28 protein-coding genes, 1 tRNA gene and 2 pseudogenes are annotated in these 26,979 nt (G+C 35.8%); 9 read left to right on the top strand and 22 right to left on the bottom strand.

All coding sequences use genetic code 11. The features are described from left to right. The 6 genes and pseudogenes from EKM05_RS14655 to EKM05_RS09795 form a co-directional block, all read right to left on the bottom strand. Positions 1-336, bottom strand: a pseudogene (locus tag EKM05_RS14655) (hypothetical protein); the annotation flags it as partial. A gap of 81 nt (positions 337-417) precedes the next feature. Then, positions 418-561, bottom strand: a pseudogene (locus EKM05_RS14850) (S8 family serine peptidase); the annotation flags it as partial. Beyond that, positions 519-1,901, bottom strand: coding sequence for a S8 family serine peptidase (locus tag EKM05_RS09810; protein WP_126554897.1), 1,383 nt, complete (start codon positions 1,899-1,901; stop codon positions 519-521). The pseudogene EKM05_RS14850 and the gene EKM05_RS09810, both read right to left, overlap by 43 nt. Beyond that, positions 1,898-2,305, bottom strand: a complete 408-nt coding sequence (locus EKM05_RS09805; RefSeq protein WP_126554895.1) for a hypothetical protein — start codon at positions 2,303-2,305, stop codon at positions 1,898-1,900. The genes EKM05_RS09810 and EKM05_RS09805 overlap by 4 nt, the downstream gene beginning before the upstream one ends. A 191-nt stretch (positions 2,306-2,496) precedes the next feature. After that, positions 2,497-3,096 carry a SprT-like domain-containing protein gene (locus EKM05_RS09800; RefSeq protein ID WP_126554893.1) on the bottom strand — a complete coding sequence of 200 codons (600 nt, stop codon included), beginning with the start codon at positions 3,094-3,096 and terminating at the stop codon, positions 2,497-2,499. A 19-nt stretch (positions 3,097-3,115) separates the two neighbouring features. Continuing rightward, a complete protein-coding gene (locus EKM05_RS09795; protein ID WP_126554891.1) occupies positions 3,116-3,793 on the bottom strand; it encodes an SDR family oxidoreductase in 678 nt (225 codons plus the stop codon). A 131-nt stretch (positions 3,794-3,924) separates the two neighbouring features. On the opposite strand from EKM05_RS09795, the gene EKM05_RS09790 reads away from it, so the two are divergent. Beyond that, complete coding sequence (locus tag EKM05_RS09790) at positions 3,925-4,503, top strand: GNAT family acetyltransferase (protein WP_126554889.1); 579 nt, start codon at positions 3,925-3,927, stop codon at positions 4,501-4,503. Here EKM05_RS09790 and EKM05_RS09785 read toward each other — a convergent pair. The 10 genes from EKM05_RS09785 to EKM05_RS09740 all read right to left on the bottom strand — a co-directional run bounded on the left by EKM05_RS09785 (position 4,496) and on the right by EKM05_RS09740 (position 11,998). Then, positions 4,496-5,476, bottom strand: a complete 981-nt coding sequence (locus tag EKM05_RS09785) for a M28 family peptidase (protein WP_126554887.1) — start codon at positions 5,474-5,476, stop codon at positions 4,496-4,498. The two genes, EKM05_RS09790 and EKM05_RS09785, sit on opposite strands and share 8 nt — an antisense overlap. An 18-nt stretch (positions 5,477-5,494) precedes the next feature. Next, complete coding sequence (locus tag EKM05_RS09780) at positions 5,495-6,148, bottom strand: hypothetical protein (RefSeq protein WP_126554885.1); 654 nt, start codon at positions 6,146-6,148, stop codon at positions 5,495-5,497. A 4-nt stretch (positions 6,149-6,152) separates the two neighbouring features. Further along, positions 6,153-7,202, bottom strand: coding sequence for an ATP-grasp domain-containing protein (locus EKM05_RS09775; protein ID WP_126458720.1), 1,050 nt, complete (start codon positions 7,200-7,202; stop codon positions 6,153-6,155). A gap of 22 nt (positions 7,203-7,224) precedes the next feature. Continuing rightward, complete coding sequence (locus tag EKM05_RS09770; protein WP_126458717.1) at positions 7,225-7,935, bottom strand: NRDE family protein; 711 nt, start codon at positions 7,933-7,935, stop codon at positions 7,225-7,227. Continuing rightward, on the bottom strand, positions 7,923-8,411 hold the full coding sequence (locus EKM05_RS09765; protein WP_126554883.1) for a DinB family protein: 489 nt from the start codon (positions 8,409-8,411) through the stop codon (positions 7,923-7,925). Before EKM05_RS09765 ends, EKM05_RS09770 begins: the two co-directional genes overlap by 13 nt. Positions 8,412-8,420: 9 nt before the next feature. Further along, on the bottom strand, positions 8,421-8,627 hold the full coding sequence (locus tag EKM05_RS14650) for a hypothetical protein (protein ID WP_231507385.1): 207 nt from the start codon (positions 8,625-8,627) through the stop codon (positions 8,421-8,423). A 313-nt stretch (positions 8,628-8,940) separates the two neighbouring features. After that, positions 8,941-9,399, bottom strand: a complete 459-nt coding sequence (locus EKM05_RS09755) for a YHS domain-containing (seleno)protein (RefSeq protein ID WP_126554881.1) — start codon at positions 9,397-9,399, stop codon at positions 8,941-8,943. Positions 9,400-9,401: 2 nt separating this feature from the next. Continuing rightward, on the bottom strand, positions 9,402-10,001 hold the full coding sequence (locus EKM05_RS09750) for a peroxiredoxin-like family protein (RefSeq protein ID WP_126458708.1): 600 nt from the start codon (positions 9,999-10,001) through the stop codon (positions 9,402-9,404). 80 nt (positions 10,002-10,081) lie between these two features. Beyond that, on the bottom strand, positions 10,082-10,759 hold the full coding sequence (locus EKM05_RS09745) for a Crp/Fnr family transcriptional regulator (protein WP_126458705.1): 678 nt from the start codon (positions 10,757-10,759) through the stop codon (positions 10,082-10,084). Positions 10,760-10,858: 99 nt separating this feature from the next. Further along, complete coding sequence (locus EKM05_RS09740) at positions 10,859-11,998, bottom strand: acyl-CoA dehydrogenase family protein (protein WP_126451761.1); 1,140 nt, start codon at positions 11,996-11,998, stop codon at positions 10,859-10,861. 88 nt (positions 11,999-12,086) lie between these two features. Here EKM05_RS09740 and EKM05_RS09735 point away from each other — a divergent pair, with 88 nt between their 5' ends. The 3 genes from EKM05_RS09735 (at position 12,087) to EKM05_RS09725 (ending at position 15,765) form a co-directional block, all read left to right on the top strand. Then, positions 12,087-13,157: an anhydro-N-acetylmuramic acid kinase gene (locus tag EKM05_RS09735; protein ID WP_126554879.1), complete on the top strand. Its 1,071-nt coding sequence runs from the start codon at positions 12,087-12,089 to the stop codon at positions 13,155-13,157. Between the two features lie 67 nt (positions 13,158-13,224). Beyond that, positions 13,225-14,451, top strand: coding sequence for a Glu/Leu/Phe/Val dehydrogenase dimerization domain-containing protein (locus tag EKM05_RS09730; protein ID WP_126451759.1), 1,227 nt, complete (start codon positions 13,225-13,227; stop codon positions 14,449-14,451). A 414-nt stretch (positions 14,452-14,865) separates the two neighbouring features. Further along, positions 14,866-15,765: an energy transducer TonB gene (locus EKM05_RS09725; protein ID WP_126554877.1), complete on the top strand. Its 900-nt coding sequence runs from the start codon at positions 14,866-14,868 to the stop codon at positions 15,763-15,765. 218 nt (positions 15,766-15,983) lie between these two features. On the opposite strand, the gene EKM05_RS09720 is transcribed toward EKM05_RS09725, so the two are convergent. Together EKM05_RS09720 and EKM05_RS09715 are read right to left on the bottom strand one after the other, a co-directional pair. Beyond that, positions 15,984-16,379 (bottom strand): biopolymer transporter ExbD, encoded by a 396-nt coding sequence (locus tag EKM05_RS09720; RefSeq protein WP_126458690.1) that lies wholly within the window; start codon positions 16,377-16,379, stop codon positions 15,984-15,986. A gap of 1 nt (position 16,380) precedes the next feature. Next, a complete protein-coding gene (locus tag EKM05_RS09715) occupies positions 16,381-17,076 on the bottom strand; it encodes a MotA/TolQ/ExbB proton channel family protein (RefSeq protein ID WP_126458687.1) in 696 nt (231 codons plus the stop codon). Positions 17,077-17,205: 129 nt separating this feature from the next. Between EKM05_RS09715 and EKM05_RS09710 the strand changes: the two genes are divergently transcribed. Both EKM05_RS09710 and EKM05_RS09705 read left to right on the top strand, forming a co-directional pair. Further along, a complete protein-coding gene (locus tag EKM05_RS09710; protein WP_126554875.1) occupies positions 17,206-18,426 on the top strand; it encodes a folylpolyglutamate synthase/dihydrofolate synthase family protein in 1,221 nt (406 codons plus the stop codon). Between the two features lie 85 nt (positions 18,427-18,511). Then, positions 18,512-18,586: transfer RNA gene (locus EKM05_RS09705), tRNA-Val, on the top strand. Between the two features lie 89 nt (positions 18,587-18,675). Here the strand turns inward: EKM05_RS09705 and EKM05_RS09700 are convergent. The 4 genes from EKM05_RS09700 to EKM05_RS09690 form a co-directional block, all read right to left on the bottom strand. Further along, positions 18,676-20,130 (bottom strand): NAD(P)/FAD-dependent oxidoreductase, encoded by a 1,455-nt coding sequence (locus EKM05_RS09700; protein ID WP_126554873.1) that lies wholly within the window; start codon positions 20,128-20,130, stop codon positions 18,676-18,678. Positions 20,131-20,362: 232 nt separating this feature from the next. Continuing rightward, positions 20,363-20,488 carry a hypothetical protein gene (locus EKM05_RS14765; RefSeq protein WP_255416324.1) on the bottom strand — a complete coding sequence of 42 codons (126 nt, stop codon included), beginning with the start codon at positions 20,486-20,488 and terminating at the stop codon, positions 20,363-20,365. Continuing rightward, positions 20,485-21,498, bottom strand: coding sequence for a UDP-glucose 4-epimerase GalE (galE, locus tag EKM05_RS09695; RefSeq protein ID WP_126458678.1), 1,014 nt, complete (start codon positions 21,496-21,498; stop codon positions 20,485-20,487). Before galE ends, EKM05_RS14765 begins: the two co-directional genes overlap by 4 nt. Before the next feature lie 83 nt (positions 21,499-21,581). Further along, positions 21,582-22,712: a DegT/DnrJ/EryC1/StrS aminotransferase family protein gene (locus tag EKM05_RS09690; RefSeq protein ID WP_126554871.1), complete on the bottom strand. Its 1,131-nt coding sequence runs from the start codon at positions 22,710-22,712 to the stop codon at positions 21,582-21,584. A 229-nt stretch (positions 22,713-22,941) separates the two neighbouring features. Between EKM05_RS09690 and EKM05_RS09685 the strand changes: the two genes are divergently transcribed. Genes EKM05_RS09685 through EKM05_RS09675 form a run of 3 tightly spaced genes read left to right on the top strand, consistent with a single transcriptional unit; the run spans position 22,942 to position 26,826 of the window. After that, on the top strand, positions 22,942-24,195 hold the full coding sequence (locus EKM05_RS09685; protein ID WP_126554869.1) for a 3-deoxy-D-manno-octulosonic acid transferase: 1,254 nt from the start codon (positions 22,942-22,944) through the stop codon (positions 24,193-24,195). Next, positions 24,188-24,634 carry an N-acetyltransferase gene (locus EKM05_RS09680; protein ID WP_126515923.1) on the top strand — a complete coding sequence of 149 codons (447 nt, stop codon included), beginning with the start codon at positions 24,188-24,190 and terminating at the stop codon, positions 24,632-24,634. Before EKM05_RS09685 ends, EKM05_RS09680 begins: the two co-directional genes overlap by 8 nt. Before the next feature lie 23 nt (positions 24,635-24,657). Next, entirely contained in the window at positions 24,658-26,826 is a 2,169-nt protein-coding gene (locus EKM05_RS09675; protein WP_126554867.1) for a S46 family peptidase, read from the top strand. Positions 26,827-26,979: the final 153 nt, after the last annotated feature.

Genomic DNA, 26,979 nt, shown 5'->3' with positions numbered 1-26,979 from the left:
CCCTTGAGAAGTACCGCCACTATAATTTACCAATGCTCCAGTAGTGACTGTGGTTGGTCCTTTTAAAAATGTTGGAAGACTAGGTTTACCCACCCAAATAGTTTTGGTTACCGTCAAACCATTTTGAAAAGTTGCTGTAACAGTGCCTTCGCTATTGAAAGATGAATTAGCAATAACACTTACTGAGTTGTTTGTTTGATTTGTGAGTGTTAAATTTGATGTAGAAGTCCAAATTGTGTTAAATCCATTTATGTAGTTTTGTATAGTGTAAGTATTGCTAGTTGACGCACATATATTTGAATTACCTACTATACTGAAATTTATAGTATTCGACACTGCCTTTAAAGCATTAATTCTACCATAACCAACTTCATTGTTCCAAGTTCCATTTGGTTGACCTGATATACTTGAAGAATAAGAATATCCATTTATTTTATCTGTTGAACTCTCTAAAATCTGACGTGCTTCAATACCTGTTAAACTTGGTTTAACAGAAAGAATTAAAGCGACAACACCGGCTACGTTTGGACATGCTGAAGAAGTGCCGTTAAAATCCGAGATATAGTCGGCCGTACCGTATCCCGAGAGACCTGATATATCGGTAGTAAAATTTGCACTCCAGGAGCAATAACATCAATTCCAGTACCGTAATTACTACCCCACCTAGTCTCTCCGTCGCAAGATGTTGGTGTTTTTCTTTGATCACACATAGAACTAGCACCAACTGCAATAACATTAGGCAATGTTGCAGGATAACTAACAGCAGTATTCTCATTTCCTGAAGAGAACAAGACGATACAACCTTTACCATTTCTACCATTTGTAACCGCATTATTAATTGCGTTTGTAATAGTAGTCGAAGGACTACCACCACCCCAAGAATTACTTAACACATCCGCACCGTTTTGAACCGCCCAACTAATACCATTAGCAATCCAAGTGTCACTTGAAATCCATTTTCTTCTCTGATCACCGAGAGGATAACCATTTGTATATGCAATTCTCACAGGTAGAATTTTTGAATTATAAGCAATTCCTGCAACGCCAAGATTGTTGTTTCCTACAGCTGCTACAATACCTGCGCAAGCAGTTCCATGTGAATCATCAGTTGTTATATTTGGCCCACCATTGGAATTTCCACCTGTAGCATCGTATCCAAGTAATAGATTAGCCATTAAATCAGGATGATTAAAATCAACACCTTCGTCAATAATGGCAACTTTTATATCGTTGCCAGTAGTATAGCTCCATGCCTCTTCTACATCCATATCTGCGTCAATAACACCTCCATAGTAACCTTGATTATTCACTGACCATTGTGATGAGTATAATGAGTCATTAGTGTGAGGGGCAAGCAATCTGATAAAATTCGGTTCTATGTATTCAATTCTATTATCTGCTTGAAGTTTATCAATAGTTTTGAATAAGTCGTAAGTGCTTAAAGATTTTGAGGAAATTAAATAGAGATTTTCTATTAAAGAATTGGGTTCAAAACCAAAATCTAAATCCTTTATAACATCCTGAATGTTTACGTTGGGTTTTAGTTTGATGTTTGCTTCGCCTTTTGCAATTTGCTTAGTTCCATCTCTGTAAATTAAAACGGGTTCAATTCTCTCAAATTGGATTGAAATCTGAGTTTTCATTTGATTTTTTCTTGAAGTAAAATCACCCGTTAAATTTTTGAATTTCACAATTGCAGAGTTGTTGTTCAATTTTTGAAAATCGTTTTCAGATTTATTTTCAAGTAACTGTGTGTCGTTAGGTGAAAATTCCGTATAAAATTCATCTTTAGAGATTTCGAATTCTATTTTCTTACTTTTATCAGTATAGTTTATTTTTTCTTGAGCTTTTATAGAAAAATTAAAGGAAAGAAAGGTTAGTATAAGTATTAGTTTTTTCATTGTACTTCAATTTTTGTTAAAACAATATTTTCATAAGTTACATCAGCAACATCAAACGTTTTTTCGCAAATTTCTTTCAGGTGTCCTGAAAATTTTATATTCAAGGTTTGACCATTGCTTTTAAGATTTAGTATTTGTTGGTTTAGAAACTCTTCGTTACAAACAATCATTTTGTGTACACAGTTAACGCAATTTTGTTCTGTATAACCTATCCAAAATTTATCGTTATAATAATTGTCGTTTTGGTCAAGTTGTTTTTTATATGATATTTTACCAATCAAGTTCGCTGATTCAGGAATTGTTGTTCTAATTTCCGAATCACACCCACAATCAGGAGTTTTATCGTCTTTACTGCAACTACTTATTGTGAATAACGTTGCAAATAGGAATAGTAGATTTTTCATGGTTTAAGCTTTTTTGTAAAGGTGGAGCAACAATGTAAACATAAGATAAAATTTACATTAAATTACCATAAAAACTAATTGATTTTACAAAAAAAAGAATGCTGCATTAATAATCAGGTTATTAATATAGCATTCCCTTGAGAGTATTCCCAATTAACACTAGACATAAAAGAAATAGTGAGTTACATTCATCAACCCGGCAACAACTCCACCTCAGCATTTGGGTTGAATAAATAGGTTCTTCCAGAACTCATTTCTAAACATTCGAAACGCTTGGTTCTGATCGCAATTTTCTTGAATATCTTTCCGTTTTGGATTCTAAAAACACTACCGTACGGAATTTCAAACACATAATTTTTATCATTTTGCTGATCAAATTGTTTTAAAGCTAATGCCAAAGCAGCATCAGTATCGCTGCTGGCTGTAGGATTTTTGAAATGTCTAGCCAACAAAGGCAACAATTGATTTGGGAAAATTTCTGGTCGAATATAAGGAATCATCAGCCTTTGAAAAGAATATTTCCACTCGTTTCCATGCGGTTTAATATTTCTACCGAATTTTTCAAACGCAACCAAATGTGAAATTTCATGAATCAACGTAATCAAAAACTTGTATTTATTGAGATTTGAATTTACCGTGATCTCATGCTTTCCGTTTAAGCCTTTTCGATAATCACCATGACGTGTCTGACGCTCGTTGACAATCTTAAGATGTACTTGATTAGCAACAATAAGTTCAAAAACGGGTTTTACCGCATGCTCTGGAATAAATCTGGCTAGAGTTTCGCTCAAAATAGACGTGAGTTATAAATTAAGGATTCGTAGAAGAAACTTGCAACACTTTACCATTGAAATATTTATTTCCAGTCAAAGTAAAATCATAAATATAATTCGCCATTTCGCCCGCTGATATTGGCGCTTGATATCCCGGAAAAGCTTCTGCCAACATTTCTGTTTGCACGGAACCCAAAGCCAAAACATTGAAAGAAATCCCGCGTTCTTTATATTCTTCAGCTAATAACTCTGATAACGTAATCACGGCTCCTTTACTTGAACTATACGCTGCTAATCCAGCAAACTTTAAACTTCCCTGAATCCCACCCATAGAACTTATGGTTACTACATGGCTTCCTTTTTGCAGATAAGGCAGGCAAATTCGAGTCAAATTAGCCACTCCAAAAACATTGACCTTATAGATGTTTTCGAAATCTTCCTGAGTCGTTTCTGAGAAATGTTTCAACAATAAACTTCCAGCGTTATGAATGACTGCATCTATTTGTTTCCAAGACTTAGAAAGGAAATCACTTACTTTCACTAATTCCGATTCATTGGACAAATCAACTGAAAGACAGGTAATATTTTTGTTGCCCAATAAAGCTTGAGGAATCTTTCTGGATATGGCTAAGACTTGGTGTCCCGCATTGGCAAATTGCAATGCCAATTCAAATCCTATTCCTCTACTCGTTCCTGTGATGATAATATTTTTCATGTAGCAAAAATAAACAAAAACGACAAAAAAGTAAGGCTTTAGGCAAAGGATTGTTAGTACAATAAAAATTAAAAATTTCAGGAATTTTACTTATTTTTGCCAAACAAAATTAACATCAGATTTTAAGAAAAATGACCAAAAGCATACAATTCGAAACTGCAAAAATGAGTGACATTGATGGAGTATTGGTATTACAAGAATTGTATCTTGTAGTAAATTTATCCGAAGAAGAAAAAATTTCTGGATTTGTTACTACGCCATTTTCAATACTACAATTAACCGAAGTTATTCAAAAATCAGAATTATTTATTGCCAAGAAAAACAACAAAATCATTGCTTACATTTTTGCAGGAAGTTGGGAGTTTTTCCAACAATGGCCCATTTTCAATTACATGAGCTCCTTGTTTCCTGAATTACACTTTTTAGATTTTAAAATCACCACAACAAATAGTTTTCAATACGGACCCATTTGCATTCACAAGGAATACCGTGGCAGGGGATTGATCAAACCATTGTTTGAATTCATGAGAATACACATTGCACAAAAATATGCGTTGGGTTTGACATTTATCAATAAAATAAATATCCCGTCTATGAAAGCGCATACCGAAAAACTGAAATGGACCATTATTGGGGATTTTCAGTTCAATAATAATGACTATTCTATATTAGCGTATAATATGAATCAGCCGGTTTCTAAAACTATTTAAGCAATACGATTTCTTGTGTTGGCGTATTTGCCATTTGCGTTACAGCGGGTAATAATTCTTGAATAAAAGAAGTCATGTGAGGAATATCCATCGCTTTGAAATCATCCGAAACATGATGATAAAAGTCAAAATTTTCAAAATCGAATGTACTCACTGATTGGCAAGGCACCTTAAAAACATCATAAAAAGAGAAGTTATCGGATCTGTAAAATAATTTATATTCGGCTTCTTTTGGAAGAAAACCAATCGTATTTTTTCCAGTATATTCATTGATTTTACCTGCCATATTGGATTTATCAAAACCAGTAATATAAGCTAGATACGCTTTTTTCATTGGCACACCAATCATTTCAATATTGAATTGAGCATACAATTTAAAATCTTGCGCTTTCAGTTTTTTGGCTAAATGCTTAGAACCTAATAACCCTTTTTCTTCTCCTGCAAAAAATACAAAAAGAATACTTCGCTTATTGTTTTTGGCTATGCTAAAATATTTTGCCATTTCAGCAACTGCAGTTGTTCCTGAAGCGTCATCATTGGCACCATTGTTTATAAAATCTCCCTTCACTCCTTTTTTATCCAAGCCAATATGATCGTAATGTGCGCTTAGCATTATAAATTCATTTTTAAGAACCGGATCGTTCCCTTCAACAAAACCGACGATATTAAAAGCGGGTCCCTTAAAAGTGGATAATGTATCGCGATACGATTTGAAATAAGGTTTTACATTGTTGTCTTTAAAAAACTGCTCTAAATAATCCGCCGCTTTTACCATTCCTTCTTTTCCGGTTTCCCTTCCTTCCAGTTCATCCGAAGCTAAATATTTTAATGTTTTAGCAACGTCATTTTCTGATACTTTATAGTCAATATCAACTGTTTTTTTTTGCGTCTTACTAGCTGTTTGGGCAATAATAACTTGAGTTGACAGACAACCTAAGAAAATTAAAAAAAGAGATAGGAATGCTTTTTTCATGATATTGAGATTTCTATTTTATAAAAGGGTTTTATTTAGATAATATTTCTTGTAGACTTTACCCATTTGAACAAGAGCCAAAACCACAAAAAATGACGGAATTACTACTGGCATTACATATTGATAAAAACTGGTTGTGTTTTTAGATAAGGTATTTAATATCAAAACTAAACTTAACATCCCAAAAAATGTGCCTACCAAAGTTCCTGCAATATAATACAGTTTGAGCTTATTTACAATGGAAATATAATCCCCATTTATCAAATAGAGATTCCAGCCGGTCCAAAACGGCACTTGAAGAAAATTGATACAATTCAACAATACACCAATAAGGAAAGGAGAACACATAGCATAACTCTCTAAAATCCCTTGTTCTTCCATTATTTGACTGGAATTAGCATAAAAAGAATACCCTAAAATCAACAGAAAGAGAACGGCAAAAAAATCAATAATTTTCATTAATTTTTTATTGTTTACTAATTGCTTTGCGAAAATTAAAGTGAGATAAATTACAACCATCTCTACGAAAATCACTCCTAATAAAAAGAAACCCAAGCTATTCATTCCTAGCTTTGAATAGATTTCGAAACCAATAACATTCAAATAACCCAAGGGTATCGAGCCGATAAAACTCACTAAAAAACCAACAAAAATGTTCTTTAATGCCTTCATTATTTTAGAAATTTACAATTTTATAGCTTTGTTTCAGATGCATTCTGTATTCTTTCATCCCCTCTTTATGCCCTAAATATGGAGTGCCATTTTTATGGTTTGCCACACTTATTTCGTACATGTAGGTAATGTGACGCGCAAGTTCTTTCCAGGCAAAAAACAAAGAATTTTTTGGATCATAAATGTGGGTGGGCTCACTTGCAGCTCCATTCAGCTCCACAACTGAAAAATTCAATCCTTGTTCTAATTCTTCAATAGTATTGTACATCACATCCATTCTCCCAAAGTAGAAACCAGGAATTTGCAAACACATTTCGTTAATAGTCTGTGTCAATTTTGGTGTGACCCAATGGCTTCCATCAATGAATTTTGCACCTCGTGCATGATTCCCATACGGCACCAGATTCAATTTTTCTCCTTTTGGAAGAATCTCGAGTAGTTTTTTTCCGTATTCTTGTTTCAAAACCTTTAATTGCAGTTCGTATCGCGGATTTTCTTTGATTAATTCTTCTACGGTAGAGAATCCGGTTCCGGTAATAATCAGAAATTCTTTAGAAACAATTCCAGTAATTCTACCGGTTTTTTCATGAGGATAACGCACATAAAAAATCCCGACTTCATTGTCAAACGGAATTAAATCCTGCACTACATAATCAAAATTTGCTTTTTCAGCATATTCTTTTAAATCTTGAACATTGTTAATTTTTTTGACTCCGGAGCCTCGCAGTCCAATATCTGGTTTTGCAATCAAAGGATATTTTATTTTTGATACTTGAATCGTCTTTAAAATTTCTTCAAGAGTAGTTCCTTCTTTTATTAATTCCGTTTTTGGGTAATAGTGTTGTGGAATCAAATTGTAGATTTGTTTTTTGGACTCCATCATAAAACCGCCATTTTTTATGGTTGGATTAGACGCATTAAAGAAAAAAATAGATTTTGCCTTGATGGAATAATAGGACCAAAGAAAATAAATTGGAATATACACAATCTGGAAAGGCCAGTATTCCCAATGCGTAACTTTATAAAAAAATAGTTTGATTCGCCTGTTCGTCATAACTCGGGTCAATGTGTACGTATTAAACGGTGATAAATGAGGTCGAAAAATCCTGTTGCGCAATCAAATCGTAATGCAATATAGCAACTTTATTTTTTTCAATAACTGCTTGTGTAATGCTCAACGTTTTCATTTCGTCATTTCTATTGATAACCAAACCATTTTCATCATTTCCTTCTTCGGTGTAGCGATGAAAATCGTGCATTTTTGATTCGGAAATTTCAGGATTCTCATTCATAAAAGTGTGAAACCACTGCAAACGCTGTTCACGCATGGCTAATGAATATAACGTTGATGAAGACCAAATATGGTTTTTACGTATGTCTAAAGATATTGTTTCTTTCTTTTTTCCGTTCCAGCGCAATTGAAAAAGAGCGTTGTTTTGAAATAAAACTAATGTAAAAGGTTCAATGTTTTCCAAATCAATTTCGCTCCAGAAATCCTTTGGCGATAAGCTACTGATCATCTCTAAAACAATCAAGCCACGGCTTTTTCGATATGGGAGCTGTACTTCATGCTTTTCATCCGCACCGTTTAAAAGCACCAAAATTACTCCGTCAGCATTAGCCACAAACCACGTTCCTCCTGCTTTTGGATCCTTTGGGAAAATAATATTTTTCCCGTTTACGGTATAACTTTTTGGAGGTATTGCACTGGGTCTTACTGTTTTTTCATCCCGATTGGAGGTAATGATAATTGTATCATTCGTTGCTACAAAACTTACTGTGCACATTGATTTCTATATTCGATGGTAGATCGGGCAACTCCAAAATTAGGGTCAATGATTACTGTTTCACATTGTAAAATAGCTACTTTTATAAGTGCTTGATGGTGAATGCAATGTTCTAGATTATACAGTAATTCTCTGAAATAATTACTCTCAATTCGGATTTCCTCTCCATCAATAACTTGCAACAACTCGATATTTTTGTTTTTCTTGTTTAAATTTTGTTGAATCAAGACGATGTTTTCAATAGCAAAAGTCGTATCCGTTTGAATACGGGCATTTCGTTCTCTTTTGTCATAATTCACAATGCCTGAATCATATTGATTTTCTAAGCACTGAAACATTTCAAGAATATGTCTGGTATGCTCCCCAATAGTTGCATTACTTAATTCCTCACAAGAATTTGAATATTCTTTTTGCGACAATTGATTCAGCAAATCAATCAGCTCGTTTAAACTATTATTAATAGAAGGTAGTAGCATATTTACGTTTTAATTCAACAAATTCATCACTTTAGTTCTGTCATTAATAATTAAAGTAGCGCAACAAAGAAAGGCAATTAGAGCCAAAATAAAAAGTGTCCCACCATCATTTTTAACTTCAAGCCTAAGCACAAACAGATGGGCAAAAACCGCACCAACCATAATTCCGCAACCCAATACAGCGTCAAACAAGAAAGTTCTTGGTATTAAGATCAAAATTACCACAATCAACTCGGCAATTCCAGTGCCAATTCGTCCATAAGGTTCTACCCCATAGTAGAAAAAACAGAAACCGATTCTTCACTCCCCGTAAATTTGAAGTACAGCGTTTGGACTAAAATTACTGCTGTCGTAAATCTCAGCAATCAGAAAAACAGAGATAAGTAATAACCATGGTATAATGTCGTATTTTAAAATCAGGATAAAATTATGTAACAATCTGATTTAAAGTTGTTTTACTTAAAGTTAATTCTTTTGACTTTACGACTTTTAAACTTTCGACTTACTTAGTTTCATGATTTCTATTTTTTTAATTCACTATTTTATTCCAATTTACATCGGCCTTCATCATCAATCCAGATTCATTCTTGTTCCAGCTTTTCAATGTATTATTAAAAAAAGCATTGTAAAACAAATACAACTTCCCATTCTTTATTTTGAAAGTCTCCGGATTTATAGACACTTTTTCATTAGAATCTCCCATCGCAAAAGCACACCAACCTCCGTACTGCGGTTCAAATTTTGAAGAATTCTTTAAGAAATAGTCTTTATTTACTGGCATCGAAAAATAATAAACCACGCCTTCATGCAATGCTGTTATTTCTTTTTTGCCTTTCACTGCTTTTCCTTGTTTGAAATAAGCCACAGGATCATATCCTTGAATAGCCACATTTTTTTCAAGATTAAAATGATCCATTCGTTTGCTGTCGTTTTGTGCAAAGCCAGAAAAAGCAAACAAAACGGTTAGAACAAACAGTACCTTTTTCATGATTATTTACTTAACGATTTTGCAACGGCTATCAACAAATCATTTGAAATTCTGTTTTTGAAATTTGGAGTGATGTACTCAAATTCAATTTCTGCATTTACATTTAAAATAAACACCGCCGGAACAGGCAAAAAAGAACTATTTACTCCTTCAGAATCTTTATTGAGAATGGCTTTATAATTTTCTGGTGCTTGAAAAGCAATCCCAACCGCCTTCGACAATTCACCTGCACTGTCTGACAATAACAAATAATTTAACTTTTCTTTATCATCTGTACCTTTCAAGCTTTTTGGAGCATCGGGACTTATTGCGATAATTTGATATCCTAAATCCAACAATTCTTTTTCGGCTTCGGCCAAAGCGGCTAAATGAGCATTACAATACGGGCACCAACCACCACGGTAAAAAACTAAAACCGTTCTTTTCTTACTGATTAATTCCGTTACATTAACATCCTTATTTTCTACAGATTTCAAAGTAAAAGTAGGAATTTTTTCTCCAATAAGCAATGGAGCGATTTCTGTGGCTAATTTTGGTAAATTATTTTGAGCGTAAGCGGATAATCCAATTGTAAATAAGGCCAGACAAATTATTTTTTTCATAGTGTTACATTTTTAAGTTGTAAAACTACTGTACTATTTCGAACTGATTTGTCGGCTATGTTACAGTTCCACTAAATTAATTATAACGCACTGATGTCCGTTATAATAATTTCTCTCCTGCTGTAAACAATAGTACCATTCGTTTCCATTTCATTCAGTAATTGTGTAGTTGTTTGCCTCGAAGTGCATATAATTTGGGCAATATCATTTTGGGTCAGGTAATTTTCAATAACTACTTTATCACCTATTTTTTTTCCTTCTTTCTCTGCCCAATCTTTCAGGAACTGAAACAATCTGGTTCTGGCGTCTTTAGAAATCAAATTAGAATAACTGTTCTTAATGCGTTTCATCTTTAATCCTACAAACTTGGTGTAAGACAACGCCAGACTTGGATTTTGCAATAATAAATTTTCAAAATCCGACATTAGAAAACTACAGATAGCCACATCATCCGAAAGTACTTTTGCATATTCATTAGAGTGGCTGTCGGCTTCCAAAGCCAGTTCCCCAAATAAATCTCCTTTTTGAATAATATCCTTAATTGTTTCATTGCCGTCTTCATCAACTGCCACAATTTTTATATTCCCTTTTTTTAGAAGAAAAATTCTTGGCAAATCCGAAGAAGAAAAATAAATAATTTCGCCTTTCTGTGCTTTTTTAAAACCGGTGATGATACACAATTCCCTGATTTGTCCAAAACTCAACGTCCGGAATAATTTATGATCGCGCAAATACCAATATTTTAAATCTTCGTACATAAAAAAAAATTTCCGTAAATGTATTGAAAAAATGATTTGAAAAATAAAACCCTTTCAAATCATAACTTGAAAGGGTTTGTAAAATAGTATGCAATATAATTATGAAACTAATGTTCTTGAAATTACAATTCGTTGTATTTCAGAAGTTCCTTCGTAAATTTGAGTAATTTTAGCATCCCGCATCATTCGCTCCACATGATATTCAGCTACATATCCATTTCCGCCGTGAATTTGAATAGCTTCAATTGTAGTATCCATTGCCGTTTGAGAAGCAAATAACTTAGCCATAGCACCCGATTGCGTAATATCTTTCCCTTCGTCTTTTTCAGAAGCTGCTTTTAGAACTAGCATTTTTGCCGCCATAATTTGAGTAGCCATATCCGCTAATTTGAAAGCGATCGCTTGATGTTTGAAAATTTCCTTTCCAAAAGATTTTCTCACTTGAGAATATTTCAATGCTAATTCGTACGCTCCGGTTGCAATCCCTAATGCTTGGGAAGCAATCCCTATTCGTCCTCCGTTTAAAACTGCCATAGCAAAATTAAACCCAAAACCATCTTCTCCAATTCGGTTTTCTTTCGGAACTTTCACATCAGAGAACATCAAAGAATGCGTATCTGAACCACGAATTCCCATTTTCTTTTCTTTAGGTCCAATATCAAAACCCGCCCAACCTTTCTCTACGATAAAAGCATTGATTCCTTTATGTCCTTTTTCAATATCTGTTTGAGCAATTACAATATAGGTTGACGCTGAAGAACCATTGGTTATCCAGTTTTTAGTCCCATTCAACAAATAATGATCCCCTTTATCTATTGCCGTTGTTTTTTGAGATGTGGCATCTGAACCCGCTTCTGGTTCTGACAAACAAAATGCTCCAATTACTTCCCCTTTTGCAAGCGGAACCAAATATTTCATTTTTTGTTCTTCATTGCAATATTTTTCAAGACCAGCACAAACTAATGAATTATTCACCGACATAATTACTGCCGCAGAAGCGTCAACTTTTGAAATTTCGGTCATAGCCAAAACATACGAAATACTATCTAAACCGGATCCACCATATTTAGGATCCACCATCATTCCCATGAAACCCAAATCAGCCATCATTTTCACCTGTTCAGTAGGAAACTTTGAATGTTCGTCTCTTTCTATAACTCCGGCTAACAGTTCTGCATTTGCAAAATCGCGTGCCGCTTGCTGAATCATTAAATGCTCTTCGGTTAGATTAAAATCCATATTTTTATTGTAAATTAAATGTTCTTAAATTTGTCGTCAAAAGTAATTATTAAATATTAGATTTCAAACGATTTCGTAAATTTAGCCAATGTTTAAAGAAAAGTATACAATTATAGGAGTCATGTCCGGAACTTCACTGGACGGCGTAGATTTGGCATATATTGTCTTTACTGTCAAAAACAATGAATGGGACTTTCAAATCCTGGAATCCGAAACAGTTCCGTATAGCATTGATTGGTTAAACAAATTGAAAATAGCTGTCGGTTTTTCTGAAACTGCTCTCGAAAAATTAAACCAAGATTACACGCAACTTCTGGCTGCTATCATTTCTGATTTCATCGAAAAACATGAAATAAAAAATCTCGATGCCGTTTGTTCCCACGGCCATACTATTTTGCACCAACCCCAAAACGGATTCACACTTCAAATTGGAAATTTGCCGGAAATTGCCCCTTTAATTAGCCAAACGGTTGTTTGTGATTTCAGAATTCAGGATGTGCAATTGGGAGGTCAAGGTGCCCCTTTGGTTCCTATTGGCGACCGCATTTTATTTTCTGAATACGAGTATTGCATGAATTTAGGCGGTTTTTCGAATGTGTCGTTTGAACAAAACAACAAAAGAATTGCCTTTGATATTTCACCGGTAAACACTGTTTTGAATTTTTATGCCAATCAACTGGGATTAGATTATGATGACAAAGGCCGTATTTCGAAAACAGGAATTTGCAACAAAGATTTAGTACAGGAATTAAATGCGTTGGATTTTTACCAAAAGAAACATCCTAAATCGTTGGGTTTTGAATTTGTGAAAGAAACCGTTTTACCTATTATAGAAAGCTATTCCATTCCCATAAAAGACAAATTACACACGTTCACGGAACACGTGGCGCTGCAAATTGCGGTGGCTTTACCCAATAAAAAAGGAAGCCTTTTCATAACTGGCGGTGGCGCTTACAATGATTTTCTGATGGAGCGCATTCAATGTCATTTACCGGAAATGAAAATTATTATTCCATCAACTAAAATTCTGGAATTTAAAGAAGCGTTGATTTTTGCATTACTCGGCGTTTTAAAATTACGAGGCGAAATAAATGTATTGAGCAGCGTTACAGGTGCAAAATCAGATCACAGTTCGGGAATTATTTATTCTCCAAAATAAAACTAAAAATACAGATTTCACATTATTCTATTTTTTATATTTGCCAAAATTAAATATATCGCAACAAATGAAAGATTTATTAAAGAAATTCGAAAATAAAGAACCTGAAATAGTTTTCCATTGGAAAGATGCTGAAACTGAAGCTGAAGGATGGACAGTCATCAATTCGCTACGTGGTGGCGCTGCCGGTGGCGGTACTCGTATGAGAAAAGGGCTGGATATGAATGAAGTGTTGTCTCTGGCAAAAACCATGGAAGTGAAATTTTCGGTTTCCGGGCCAGCTATTGGCGGCGCTAAATCTGGAATTAATTTTGACCCGAATGATCCAAGAAAAAAAGGCGTTTTACAACGCTGGTATAAAGCCGTTTCTCCATTATTGAAAAGCTATTACGGAACCGGTGGCGATTTGAATGTGGATGAAATTCATGAAGTAATTCCCATGACGGAAGAATGTGGCGTTTGGCATCCTCAAGAAGGCGTTTTCAACGGTCACTTCAAACCGACAGAAGCAGATAAAATCAACAGAATTGGACAATTGCGTCAGGGTGTGGTGAAAGTGATTGAAAATCCAAAATTCTCACCAGATGTTTCCAGAAAATATACTATTGCTGATATGATTACAGGTTATGGCGTTGCCGAAGCCGTTCGTAATTATTACACGATTTATGGTGGCGATGTAAAAGGAAAGAAAGCAATCGTACAAGGTTTTGGAAATGTCGGTTCAGCTGCCGCATTTTACTTAGCCGAAATGGGTGCTAAAGTAATTGGTATTATCGACAGAGATGGTGGATTAATAAAGGAAGAAGGATTCACTTTTGAAGAAATTAGAGCTTTATTTTTGGCCAAAGACGGAAACAAACTGGTGGCCGAAAACATGATTCCTTTTGAAGAAATCAATCAAAAAATATGGACAATCGGTGCTGAAATATTCACTCCATGTGCCGCCTCGCGATTAGTCACTCAATCTCAAATTGACAGCTTAATTGCAAATGGGCTTGAAGTAATTTCATGTGGTGCAAATGTTCCCTTTGCTGACACAGCAATATTTTTCGGTCCAATTATGGAAGATGTAGATCATAAAGTGAGTTTGATTCCTGACTTTATTTCTAATTGTGGTATGGCTCGTGTTTTTGCTTATTTCATGGAAAAGAAAGTACAAATGACGGATGAAGCTATTTTTCAAGACACTTCAGAAATTATTAAAAAAGCGATTGAAAAAGCGCATAATTTGAATCCAAGTAGAACAAATATAAGCGCCACTGCTTTTGAAATAGCATTGAAGCAGCTTACTTAAAATACAATCGTATTCTTTAACCCGTTGGGTGTAATTCAATTTGTTTAATTTTTTAACCACATAGAAACATAGATTTTTACTTTATGGAAGGCGTTTCACTTTTTAGTAAAAACCATGGCTAGGTGAACTCAAGAATTGGGCTATATGACTCTTTTTTTCTATGTTTCTATGAGGTTCAATTTTTTTATTTAGAATTAATTGAAATTTCTATTAATTACACCCAACGGGTTCTTCTTTAATGTTTATCGGAACTGGGATTAATCAGATTTTATAATCTGTTTGATCCTTTTTCACATTTCTGACTTTAAGCGAAGCAATCCTAATTTATATTCCGGCAGTAGCTTTTTACTCTTAACAATTTTTAGTACTTTTCAACGTTTTTTAGTAATACACTTTTTTAAATTTAAAACACAAATGAGTTTCACCATTTTATCAGATCAAAAGAAATCGTTAGCACTATCCATTCTTTTGTATGCGACAATGTTGTTAATTTTATTTTTTATCCGTTTCTGGCCTCCTGCAAACATGGATGAACTTGCTGGTGGCGGCGGTGGTGGTGGCGTTACAGTAAATTTTGGCGACAGCGATTTAGGTTCGGGTGCGAATTATAAAAGCGAAGTTTTGGAGGTAAAAAACCAAACCAGACAAACGCCTGCTAAATCAACTCCAGAGGAAGCTATTTTATCTCAGGAAAACAGCACTGAAGAAAGTGTTGTGATTCCGACAAAAGAAAAAACTAAAAAACCAACAGTAGTTATAAAAGAAGCAACAAAACCAGTAGTTGTAAAACCTAAAGTTTCTAACAATACCAATAATGCTTTATCCAGTTTCATGAAAGGCTCCAATAAAGGCGGAGATGGCGATGACAAAGTAGCCGGAAACAAAGGAAAAGCAAACGGAAGCCTGAGTTCAAACGGTTATTATGGAACGGGTGGTTCTGGAGGAGGAACAGGCGGCGGAAACGGTACTGGAAGCGGAATAGGAACTGGCAGTGGCTATGGTTCCGGAAGCGGGGGTGGAACCGGAAGTGGCTCTGGCGGCGGAGTGGGATATTCGTTAGGAAACAGAAAAGCTGTTTCTAAACCCGCACCAAAATATACGTGTAATGAACAAGGCAAAGTTGTAGTTGAAGTATCTGTAGACAGATCCGGACGGACAGTAAATGCCGTTGCTGGTGTTAGAGGAACCACGAATACCGCAAAATGTTTATTAGACCAAGCCCGAATTGCAGCAATGAGCACGAGATGGGATGCCAGCAGCGATGCCCCGGAAAAACAAGTCGGTAAAATTGTTTACAATTTCAATTTGAATTAGAGCAATTAGGAAGCGTATCTTTTTATCATTGCGAGGAATAAAGTAATGACAACTGCGTAACATCAGAGATACAACTTTGCGTAAGGGATAGTAGCAAGTACCGAAGTACTGCGGATAGCCCGACCGCAATAGAAAAAGGGGCCAATCAACACTATGCTGATTAGCCCCTTTTTCTATTGCGGTCACGCCCAAATAATCCTGTAAATAAAATGACGGTATTACTTTGGACTGGTAGCAATCACAAACTTCAAATTGTTTTTGACTCCTATTTGCAGTACATCAACTAAGTCTTGTACTTGCAAATTGAATGGAATGCGAACAATAACCGTTTGATCCTTCTCTAAATTCATCTTAGACATCAAGGTTGTTTCGAGTTCTTCAAAGGAAACCGCCTGCTTGTCTATGTAGAATTTTTTATCCTCAGTGACAGATAAACTAATGTATTGCTTATTTGTTTTCTCGTTCGCCTGAGCTTTTGGCAAGGTCATCTTGATCACATTAGGATTTGCCAACGTTGATATAATCAAGAAAAACAACAACAGGAAAAACATAATATCACTTAATGACGATGTGGCTACCTCAGCATGAAATCTTCTTTTTCGTTTTATAGACATGTTACGATCTTTGAATAATATTTACAAACTCCAGGATTTGTTTTTGAATTTTTAAAGCAAAATTATCAATCTTGCCGTTTAATATATGATATCCGCTGTAGGCAATGATACCAACGATTAAGCCCGCACCACTACTGATCATTTTTTCATACAATCCCCCGGAAATATTACCGATACTAATATTTTCAGTAACTGAAATACTATAAAATATTTTAATTACTCCAGAAATAGTTCCAACAAACCCTAACGTAGGTGCGATTCCGGCTATAAGGCCTAAGTGACCTAACTGCTTTTCCATTTCTCCTATTTCGATATCTGCAGCACGATCCATATTAGATTCAATTTCAATAATTGGTCGCCCAATAACCAGAATTCCTTCTTTTATGATATTTCCTGAAGCCGTATTATTTCGTTCTGCAATAGATCGAGCTAAATCAAGATTCCCTGAATTAAGATTATCACGTACATCGCGCATCAAAAGAGTATCAATTTTTGATGCTTTATTGATATACAAATAGCGTTCTATAATAAGATAAAAAGTGTAAAATAATAGAATCCCGATTGGGATAAGCCACACGCCCCCTTTTAAAAGGAATCCTAAAGTGGATATTTCGGCATTTGAAGCAATTTTTTCAATAACTACGTTTGAAGCAGCGTTGGTAATCGTGTCGGCCTGTAATTGTATAAAACTAAACATATAATATTATTGTATTTTAATCATTAATTCTAAAAATTATTTCAATTTTGCACTAAAGATACTTTTCGATGTACTATTAAACTAAAAAAAACGAAAAATATTTCAAACAATTACTATTTTATTACAAAAATGAACTACCAGGAAACCACCAATTGGATGTTTAACCAGCTCCCGATGTACCAACTTCAGGGCGCCTCGGCGTACAAGAAAGATTTAACCAATGCGCATTTACTCACAGCACATCTTGACAATCCTCAAGAAAAAATAAAATGCATTCATGTTGCGGGAACTAATGGAAAAGGCTCTACTTCGCACATGTTGGCATCCATACTTCAAGAAGCTGGGTATAAAGTTGGCTTGTACACTTCCCCACATTTAAAGGATTTTAGGGAACGTATAAAAATTAGTGGAAAGGATATTTCCGAGGAATTTGTTACTAATTTCATCCATGAACACAAACATTTTTTTGAATCCAATGACATGAGTTTTTTTGAAATGACCGTTGGTTTAGCCTTCGATTATTTTGCCAAAGAAAAAGTAGACATCGCTGTTATAGAAGTGGGAATGGGCGGACGATTAGACGCTACCAATATTATCACTCCATTAGTTTCGGTGATTACCAATATAGGATTGGACCACACGCAATTTTTGGGCAACACACTTGAATCAATCGCTTTTGAAAAAGCGGGAATTATCAAACCCAACCTTCCCGTGATAATAGGAGAATACACTCCTGAAACCCGATCTGTTTTTTTGGCTAAAGCAAAAGAATGCAATTCGGAAATCTATTTTGCTGTTGATTTAATTTCAGAAACCTATCCTTCTGATTTAATTGGCGATTATCAAAGGCACAATAAAAAAACAGTATTAGAAACCATCACCGTTTTAAACAATCAGAACGAATTTAAAATCACTTCTGAAAATGTAAAATCCGGCTTATTGAATGTGGTGAAAAATACCGGACTGCAGGGAAGATGGCAACAATTAAGAGAATTCCCCAAAGTTATTTGCGATACTGCACATAACAAAAATGGACTGGAAATTGTGTTGAATCAAATCCAAAAACAAACTTTTGAAGCATTACATATTGTTTTGGGAGTTGTAAATGACAAAGATTTGAACGAAATCCTGCCTTTATTTCCTAAAAAAGCAATTTATTATTTCTGCAAACCCAATATTCCTCGTGGGCTGGATGTTCTAATTCTAAAACAAAAATCGGCTAGCTTTGACCTAAAAGGGGAAATATACAATTCTGTTTCAGAAGCTTATCATGCCGCACTGAAAAATTCCGGAGCAACTGATTTTATATACATTGGTGGAAGCACCTTTGTAGTAGCAGAAATTTTATAATTTTTTTGGTTTTTACTTGCAAATCTAGAAAAGTGGCGTATATTTGCACACGCAATAACGGAAACGAAAGTAACCAAATTGTTTAGGGCGATTAGCTCAGCTGGTTCAGAGCACCTCGTTTACACCGAGGGGGTCGGGGGTTCGAACCCCTCATCGCCCACAAAAACTCCATTATTTCTAATGGAGTTTTTTTATGTTTAATACTTAACGGAACACTTCGTTTATGATCAATATTAAAATTGTTGCGGATCAAATATCTTCTTTCTTTAGACTCCGTCCTCTGGGCGCATTACCCTCTTGAAGCACGATATCAGAATGTAAGAACTCTGCAGCTGTAGCTGAATCGTGCACTTTGATCCCACTGCGTTCTAACATTTCCGCTTCAAACTTCGTTAACACACTTTCCCTTATTCCAACTTTTCTCCATTGAGATAAAGGACCACATCCCTTTGAGATTCCGCGAGCCAGCGAAAGTGCATCTAGCAAGGCTTGATTTGCCCCTTGTCCTTTGAAGGGGCTCATCGGGTGAGCCGCATCACCAATCAAAGTCACTGCCCCCCATTTCTCCATCATTTCTGACTGGAGCAATTCTCGATCATACACAGGATATCCAGAAATCTGTGCTTTCAGGGTCGCCGCTAAAATCTGAGGAATGGGATCGTGCCACTGCGTTCTACGACACGCTTCTTCCTTGAGTGCTTGAGGTCCTTGAGCGCTTAATGTCTTAGCCTCTTGTTCTGGCATTGGGAAGCTAAGTTGCCACATCACTGAGTCTGACGTATAAGGCATGATGTAGATCCGCTCATTGCCATTGGCGGTTTGAAATACAGTTGCAGAGTCTAGTAAATGGCTTGTACGATCTTCGAGAGCACTTAAAGGACAAATTCCCAAAATAACAATGCAATCCAGATAACGTAATGGAGTAATATCCTCCCCAATCAGTAGCGTCCGTACCGAACTACGAATGCCATCGGCTCCAACCACAAGATCTGCTTTGTAGTTCTTTATTTTCCCGTCTATTTGAAAGCTTAAATCAACACCATCCTTACATGCTACAAACGCTACCAACTGATGCCCCCATTGTACTGCATCCTGCCCGCCGAGTTGCTCTAGTAAGGCTAAACGCATCGATTGTCGTGCAATATGTACATTGGAACGCTTGGGAGATGTTTTCGTATCTGACTGTATCCATTTTCTGACTCCCCATTCCCCAATCACTTTTCCTTCTGCAGTATGAACCAGATGTCTTGTTGAAATCACTCCTTCTTTTAAAGAAAAAATACCTAATCCCTCGATCGCTTTACTCCCTTGTTGCAAAGTAAGTCCGTAGCCCTGAGAGCGAGCATCGAAGTTGCTGTCGCGTTCAAATAGCGTAAAAGGAATCCCGCGGTGCAAACAAGCCACAGCTAGAGCCACTCCTCCTATACCACCACCGATAATAGCAACGTGTGGGAAGTTTTTTTTATCCGCAACCGGGTGACTATCCGAATGAACCAAACCGGATCCGTAACAGTTCAAACAGGAGTATAAGTGACCCTTAGGATACACTGGAGCCGCTCCTTCGTCTTTTGTTTTTTCAAATAGATCAAATGCTAGTTGATAGCGGAGTCGCGCTTTCTTGCTGATCCCACGACTTTTTTTGCCACGTCCCTGACATTCCGGACAAATAGTCCAGCATGCTACTTCACCTTCCTCTTTTTTCACTTCTTTTTTATTTCACTTGATGTTGACTCTTCGCTACACGAACACGAAGCTAATACTATTGCTGTTGGGCTTTTAAATACAGTCCAGATCCTGACTTTCATATAATTTAACATGAGAAATTTATATTTTTAGTTCTTACCGCTTGTGGCAGTTTTGCAACTTTAATACAAAAAGATAGCAATACAAAACTACTTTTCCCAAATTAAACCAGAAAGGATTCCTCAGAGTCATTTTATTCAAATCCTAGATGAAATGATTCGCAAACAGTTCCGCAAGAACCCCAAAAATCAAAACCTTCAAGATCAAATGATTTTGAAGGTTTTTGATTTTTGGCATGAAGCGGGTGTGATTTTTTCACCTCCTAATCTTCTGTTCCCATTTCCAGGCACTTGCCATAGCTTGTTCCAGCGTGGATTGTGCTTTCCATCCCAAAATAGTATTGGCTTTATCTGTATTGGCGTAAGCTGAGGTAATGTCTCCTTCTCTGCGACCTACAATTTTATAAGGCAATTTTTTACCACTTACTTTTTCAAAAGTATGAATAACCTCTAATACTGAGCTGCCGGTTCCGGTTCCCAGATTAAAGGTTTCTACTTTAGCCGTATTTTTTTTGTTCAATAAGCGCTGTAGAGCAATTACGTGGGCTTTCGCCAAATCAACTACGTGAATGTAATCGCGTACTGCCGTTCCATCTGGAGTAGGGTAATCATCACCATAAACCGAAAGTTCTTTTCGCAATCCAAAACCGGTTTGCGTAATAAACGGCACTAAATTCTGAGGAACTCCAATAGGCAATTCTCCAATTTCAGTAGAAGGATGCGCCCCAATTGGATTAAAATAGCGTAATAATATAGCATTGATATTAGTAACTTTGGCAGTATCAGTAATGATTTCTTCTCCTATTTGTTTCGTGTTCCCATAAGGAGACATGGCGGTTTGAATAGATGCATTTTCCGTAATTGGCATGGTTTCGGCCTGACCATAAACCGTACAAGAAGAACTAAAAATGAAATTTGCTTCCGGTTTTAGCTGTAATTCCTGCAAAACATATACCAGTGTATTGATGTTATTTTCATAATACAACAACGGATTCTCAACACTTTCGCCCACTGCTTTTGAAGCTGCAAAATGAATGACCCCTGAAATATCAGGATGCCTTTTGAAAAAATTCTGCACTTTTTCTTTTTCGCGCAAATCTAATTTTTCAAAAGCCGGAACTTTTCCCGTAATATTCTGAATTCCGTCCAAAACACTCAAGGAAGTATTCGATAAATTATCTACAACGACAACTTCAAACCCTTCGTTTTGCAATTCCACTACGGTGTGAGACCCTATGAACCCTAACCCACCTGTGACTACTATTTTCATGATTTCTAATTTTGTACAGACGCAATAAACTGCATCTAATCGTTTATAAAAAAGACGCGATGAATCGCGTCTCTACAACAATATTATTTTAAATATTGTAAAACCGAATCCGTGATGAATTTAATTTGCTCGTCATCTAATTCGGTATGCATTGGCAACGAAAGCACTTCCCTGACTAGCTGATTGGTTACCGGAAAACCTTCTTCATTGTAACGGGAATCAGCGTAGGCTTTTTGCAAATGCAACGGAATTGGGTAATAAATAGCACAAGGAATTCCTTTTTCCAATAAATGCTGCATCAAGCCATTTCTGTCAGCATCAATGATTCGTAACGTGTACTGATGAAAAACGTGACAGTCACAAATTGAACAAATAGTTGGTGCAACGATATTTTTATGCCCTTCAAAAGCAGCAGAATATTTCCTGGCTGCATCTTGTCTGGCTCTTCCATATTCATCTAATAAAGGTAACTTTGCGTTCAAAACGGCCGCCTGAATACTGTCTAATCGGGAATTTACGCCTACTACATCATGGTGGTATCGCTCATACATTCCGTGATTTACAATTCCGCGAAGTTTGTGCGCCAAAGCATCATCATTGGTAAAAACAGCTCCGCCGTCTCCGTAACACCCAAGATTTTTTGAAGGAAAAAACGAAGTTGCTCCTACGTGTCCAATCGTTCCCGCTTTCTTTTTAGTGCCATCCGAAAATTTACAATTGGCACCAATCGCTTGCGCATTATCTTCGATAACGTATAAGTTATATTCTTTTGCAATCGCCATAATCGCTTCCATATTGGCGGCACGACCAAACAAATGTACCGGTACAATCGCTTTTGTTTTTGGCGTAATCGCTTTTTTGATTCCTTCGATAGAAATATTCATATTATATAGATCCACATCGACTAAAACCGGTATCAATTGCAACAAAGCAATTACTTCCACTGTGGCTGCAAAGGTAAAATCGGCAGTGATTACCTCATCGCCTGGTTTTAAATCCAGTCCCATCATGGCAATTTGCAACGCATCAGTTCCATTTGCACACGGAATTACGTGTTTTACATCCAGATATTCTTCTAATGATTTTTGAAATTGATGAACTTGAGGTCCATTAATATAAGTATTAGTATCTAAAACTTCCTGAATAGAAATGTTAACGGTATCTTTTATTTTTTCATATTGACTTTTTAAGTCAACCATTTGGATTTTTTTCATTACAATTTTTGTTTAATGTTCGAAAGAATACCATTTCTTAATACAGTAAATACTTTCTTAAAACGAAGAACAAAAATAGCTATTTATGAGTTGAAACCAATACAACCTACATTAAAAAAAGATATTATTCAAATGAACTCAAAATGACATTCCTAACAACCAAAATTTAAATATTGCTGTGGAAGAAATTAAAATAAAGAAACCGTATTTTAGCCCAAAAATTTTAATCATGCTTTTTCTCTATACTTTAGTGGTTCAATTTGCTGGTTTTTTATTAAAAATCACAGCACTTTTCAGTCCAAAAATGAAACTTTTCATGGATGGCAGGAAAGTAGTTTTCCCTATTTTGGAACAAAAAATAAAACCTACTGACAAAACAATTTGGTTTCATGCCGCTTCTTTGGGTGAATACGAGCAAGGTTTACCCGTAATCGAAAAGATAAAAGAGCAGTTTCCTTCGCACAAAATCGTTCTTACTTTTTTCTCTCCTTCGGGTTATGAAGTCCGTAAAAACAATACAGTTGCTGATGTTACAGTTTATTTGCCTTTGGATACCAAGAAAAATGCACAACAATTTTTGAATCTCGTTCATCCGGATTTAGTGTTTTTCATCAAATACGAATATTGGCCCAATTATTTATTTGAACTCAAAAAATCAAATACTAAAACCTACCTGATTTCTGGAATTCTTAGAAAAAATCAACTGTTTTTCAAGTGGTACGGCGGCTTTTACAGAGAAGCGCTGGATGCCTTTACCTACTTTTTTGTTCAAAATGAAACTTCCAAAAAATTACTGCAGCAGTTAGGCAAAACAGACGTTGCTGTTTCTGGCGACACCCGATTTGATCGAGTGGCTACAATTTTAGAAAAAGACAATTCGTTGGATTTTATCTCTGATTTTAAAAACAACACACTCACTATTGTCGTGGGAAGTTCGTGGCCAAAAGATGAAGATTTAATAGTGAATTTTATAAATTCGAATACTTTCAATGTCAAATTTATTATTGCGCCACATAATATAAAGGAGGAACAAATTCAGAATTTAAAAAACAGCATTACCAAAAAAACTGTTTTATTCTCTGAAATGGAGACTGTAGGGACAAGTCGCGACTTGTCCCTACAGGATTTCGATGTTTTTATCATTGACATCATTGGTCTTTTGACAAAAATATACAGTTATGCGGATATTGCCTATGTGGGTGGCGGTTTTGGGAATCCCGGCGTTCATAATGTCTTAGAACCGGCAACTTTTGGTGTTCCAATCCTTATTGGCCCCAACTATTCGCATTTTGCAGAAGCAATTGCTTTGGTCAATATGGAAGCCTGTGTTGCCGTCAACAACCAAAAAGAATTGGACGAAGCCCTTGAAAACCTGATTCACAATGATGATATCCGACAGGAGAAAGGTCATATATCCAGCACTTTTGTACAAATGAATAAAGGCGCCACCACCATTATTTTAAACTATATTTTGAATGATTGAATTTAAACCTCTGGTTGCTACTGATATTGAAACCATTGTCTCGTTGATGCAGGAATTTTATGCCATAGATAATTATCCCATTTCTGTTGATGTGTCCAAAACTTTATTTCAAGAATTTATTTCCAATGAAAATTTAGGAAAAGCATGGCTCATTATATCCGTCAACGAAATTGTGGGCTATCTTATTCTAACCTTTGTTTTTAGTTTTGAACACCAAGGAAGAATTGCTTTTTTAGACGAATTGTATGTCACCGAAAAAGCACGTGGAAAAGGGATTGGTAACGAAGCCATTGCATTTATTACAACTGAAAGTCGTAAACTATCGTTAAAGTTGATTTATCTGGAAGTGGAACCGCACAATGAAAAAGCACAAAAATTGTATCTCGCCAGCGGTTTTGAATCGCACAACAGACAATTAATGAAGTACAAAATCATATAAAATTACACTCTAAATTTAATACTATGAAATTTTTAAAATTATTCTTAGTCCTATTTGTCATTCAGATGCAAGCCCAGCAAGGCGGCATGTGGATTCCTTCGTTGCTAAAAGGAATGAATGAAACTGAAATGAAAAATCTGGGCATGAAAATGTCCGTCAAAGACATTTATGATGTGAATCAATCCAGCATCAAGGATGCTGTACCTCATTTTAACGGTGGCTGTACCGCTGAAGTTATTTCTCCAAAAGGACTAATCCTGACCAATCATCATTGTGGATTTTCTCAAATTCAATCGCATTCTACCGTTGACCATGATTATCTGACAGATGGTTTTTGGGCATACAAAATGGAAGATGAATTACCAAATGAAGGTTTGACAGTTACTTTTATGGTAAAAATTGAGGATGTAACCACATCGATTCTGGAAGGTACTGCTTCCCTTAGTAGTGAAGCCGAAAAACAAAAGAAAATTCAAGAGAACATTACGGCATTGTCTAATTTGTTGCCAAAGGAAAATTGGCAGGAAAATAAAATTCGTACGTTTTACGAAGGCAATCAATACATGCTTTTTGTCACAGAAACCTTTACGGATGTGCGCTTGGTTGGCGCTCCACCTACTGCCATCGGAAAATTTGGTTCTGACACTGACAACTGGGTTTGGCCACGTCACACTGGTGATTTTTCTTTGTTTAGAATTTATGCCGATAAAAACAATCGTCCGGCTGCATATTCAAAAGACAACGTGCCTTACACCCCCAAACACTTCTTGCCTATTTCACTGGATGGCGTAGCCGAGGATGATTTTACATTGGTTTTTGGATACCCGGGCAAAACAAACGAATATTTACCCGCTGTTGCAATTGAGCAAATTATAACCGAACTGAATCCTGCAAAAATCGAAGTCAGAGACAAAGCCCTGAAAATAGCTGATAATTTTATGCGAAAAGACAACGCCATCAAAATTCAGTACGCCTCAAAATATGCAAGTACTGCTAATTATTGGAAAAAATGGATTGGCGAGACACAAGGATTAAAAAAATCAAATGCAGTTACTGTAAAAAGAGAATCTGAGAAAACGTTTCAACAAAAAATAACAAAAGCAGGCAAAGAAAAAGAATATGGAACAGTATTGGCTGATTTTGACAAAAACTACACAGAAATAGCTCCTTATGCGCTAGCAAGAGACTATTTTACGGAAGTAGTTCTGCGCAATACGGAATTGCTCAGTACTGGATACAAGTTATACCAATTAGAACAAGTGTATAAAGCCAAAGGAGAACAATCTTTTACAGACCGAAAAAATAATTTAATACCCGGATTGGCTAATTTTTATAAAAACTTCAATTCAACTGTAGATGAAAAAGTTTTTGAACAATTGATCGAATTGTATGCGACAAAATCTCCAAAACAATTTTTACCGCAAAGTTTGGTCAACGTTAATGCAGGGAATTTGGCCTCGGAAATATATACTAAATCCAAACTTCAAAATTATGCCGGCCTAATAGAATTGCTGTCAGGTGACGCCGGAACTGTTTTAACAAATTTAAATAACGACCCCGGATTCCTGTTAGTTAAAGAAATAGCCGATAAATACGCTAAAGAAGTAGCTCCAAAATATGACGAAATCAACGTGAAGATTACAGCACTGCAACGTACTTACATGAAAGCGCTGTTAGAATTAAACACGGATAGCAGGATTTTTCCAGATGCCAACAGTACTTTGAGAATAACCTATGGAAAAGTAAAAGGATATGAGCCTAAAGATGCTACTGTATACACTCCAATAACCTATTTAGATGGCGTTATGGAAAAATACATTCCGGGAGATTATGAATTTGATGTTCCTGAAAAACTAGTGAACCTCTACAACACAAAAGATTATGGCCCGTACAGCGAAAATGGTAAAATGCCAGTTTGCTTTATTGGCACCAATCATACTACCGGGGGCAATTCAGGAAGCCCTGCGATTGATGCTTCCGGAAACTTAGTAGGACTTAATTTTGACCGGGTCTGGGAAGGAACAATGAGCGACCTCTATTACGACCCCAGTATCTGCAGAAATATCATGGTGGACATCCGCTATGTTTTGTTCATTATCGATAAATACGCAGGTGCAAAAAATTTAATCACCGAATTAAAATTAGTTCACCCCAAGAAAACCAACTCCTTGAAAAAGAAAAACTTAAAATAAAAATAGCAAAAAAAACGAGAGTATAGCACCAATATTAAACGTTTCTTAAATATTTACTTTGACTGGCACACTATTTGCTTTTTATCCTAGCGTGCATAAAAAATAATATTTTTTAAAAAAAAAATAAAAAAATATTTTACATATTAAAAAATT

The sequence above is a fragment of the Flavobacterium sp. GSP27 genome (genome assembly GCF_003970395.1).
Lineage (GTDB): Bacteria > Bacteroidota > Bacteroidia > Flavobacteriales > Flavobacteriaceae > Flavobacterium.
The sequence above is the reverse complement of the archived record's forward strand: the minus strand, read 5'-3'. Positions and strand labels throughout refer to the sequence as shown.

Coding starts and splice junctions, on each gene's coding strand:
- EKM05_RS09810 (WP_126554897.1), bottom strand. CDS start 1,901: ATGAAAAAACTAATACTTATACTAACCTTTCTTTCCTTTAATTTTTCT.
- EKM05_RS09805 (WP_126554895.1), bottom strand. CDS start 2,305: ATGAAAAATCTACTATTCCTATTTGCAACGTTATTCACAATAAGTAGT.
- EKM05_RS09795 (WP_126554891.1), bottom strand. CDS start 3,793: ATGAAAAATATTATCATCACAGGAACGAGTAGAGGAATAGGATTTGAA.
- EKM05_RS09790 (WP_126554889.1), top strand. CDS start 3,925: ATGACCAAAAGCATACAATTCGAAACTGCAAAAATGAGTGACATTGAT.
- EKM05_RS09785 (WP_126554887.1), bottom strand. CDS start 5,476: ATGAAAAAAGCATTCCTATCTCTTTTTTTAATTTTCTTAGGTTGTCTG.
- EKM05_RS09780 (WP_126554885.1), bottom strand. CDS start 6,148: ATGAAGGCATTAAAGAACATTTTTGTTGGTTTTTTAGTGAGTTTTATC.
- EKM05_RS09775 (WP_126458720.1), bottom strand. CDS start 7,202: ATGACGAACAGGCGAATCAAACTATTTTTTTATAAAGTTACGCATTGG.
- EKM05_RS09770 (WP_126458717.1), bottom strand. CDS start 7,935: ATGTGCACAGTAAGTTTTGTAGCAACGAATGATACAATTATCATTACC.
- EKM05_RS09765 (WP_126554883.1), bottom strand. CDS start 8,411: ATGCTACTACCTTCTATTAATAATAGTTTAAACGAGCTGATTGATTTG.
- EKM05_RS09755 (WP_126554881.1), bottom strand. CDS start 9,399: ATGAAAAAGGTACTGTTTGTTCTAACCGTTTTGTTTGCTTTTTCTGGC.
- EKM05_RS09750 (WP_126458708.1), bottom strand. CDS start 10,001: ATGAAAAAAATAATTTGTCTGGCCTTATTTACAATTGGATTATCCGCT.
- EKM05_RS09745 (WP_126458705.1), bottom strand. CDS start 10,759: ATGTACGAAGATTTAAAATATTGGTATTTGCGCGATCATAAATTATTC.
- EKM05_RS09740 (WP_126451761.1), bottom strand. CDS start 11,998: ATGGATTTTAATCTAACCGAAGAGCATTTAATGATTCAGCAAGCGGCA.
- EKM05_RS09735 (WP_126554879.1), top strand. CDS start 12,087: ATGTTTAAAGAAAAGTATACAATTATAGGAGTCATGTCCGGAACTTCA.
- EKM05_RS09730 (WP_126451759.1), top strand. CDS start 13,225: ATGAAAGATTTATTAAAGAAATTCGAAAATAAAGAACCTGAAATAGTT.
- EKM05_RS09725 (WP_126554877.1), top strand. CDS start 14,866: ATGAGTTTCACCATTTTATCAGATCAAAAGAAATCGTTAGCACTATCC.
- EKM05_RS09720 (WP_126458690.1), bottom strand. CDS start 16,379: ATGTCTATAAAACGAAAAAGAAGATTTCATGCTGAGGTAGCCACATCG.
- EKM05_RS09715 (WP_126458687.1), bottom strand. CDS start 17,076: ATGTTTAGTTTTATACAATTACAGGCCGACACGATTACCAACGCTGCT.
- EKM05_RS09710 (WP_126554875.1), top strand. CDS start 17,206: ATGAACTACCAGGAAACCACCAATTGGATGTTTAACCAGCTCCCGATG.
- galE (WP_126458678.1), bottom strand. CDS start 21,498: ATGAAAATAGTAGTCACAGGTGGGTTAGGGTTCATAGGGTCTCACACC.
- EKM05_RS09690 (WP_126554871.1), bottom strand. CDS start 22,712: ATGAAAAAAATCCAAATGGTTGACTTAAAAAGTCAATATGAAAAAATA.
- EKM05_RS09685 (WP_126554869.1), top strand. CDS start 22,942: ATGCTTTTTCTCTATACTTTAGTGGTTCAATTTGCTGGTTTTTTATTA.
- EKM05_RS09680 (WP_126515923.1), top strand. CDS start 24,188: ATGATTGAATTTAAACCTCTGGTTGCTACTGATATTGAAACCATTGTC.
- EKM05_RS09675 (WP_126554867.1), top strand. CDS start 24,658: ATGAAATTTTTAAAATTATTCTTAGTCCTATTTGTCATTCAGATGCAA.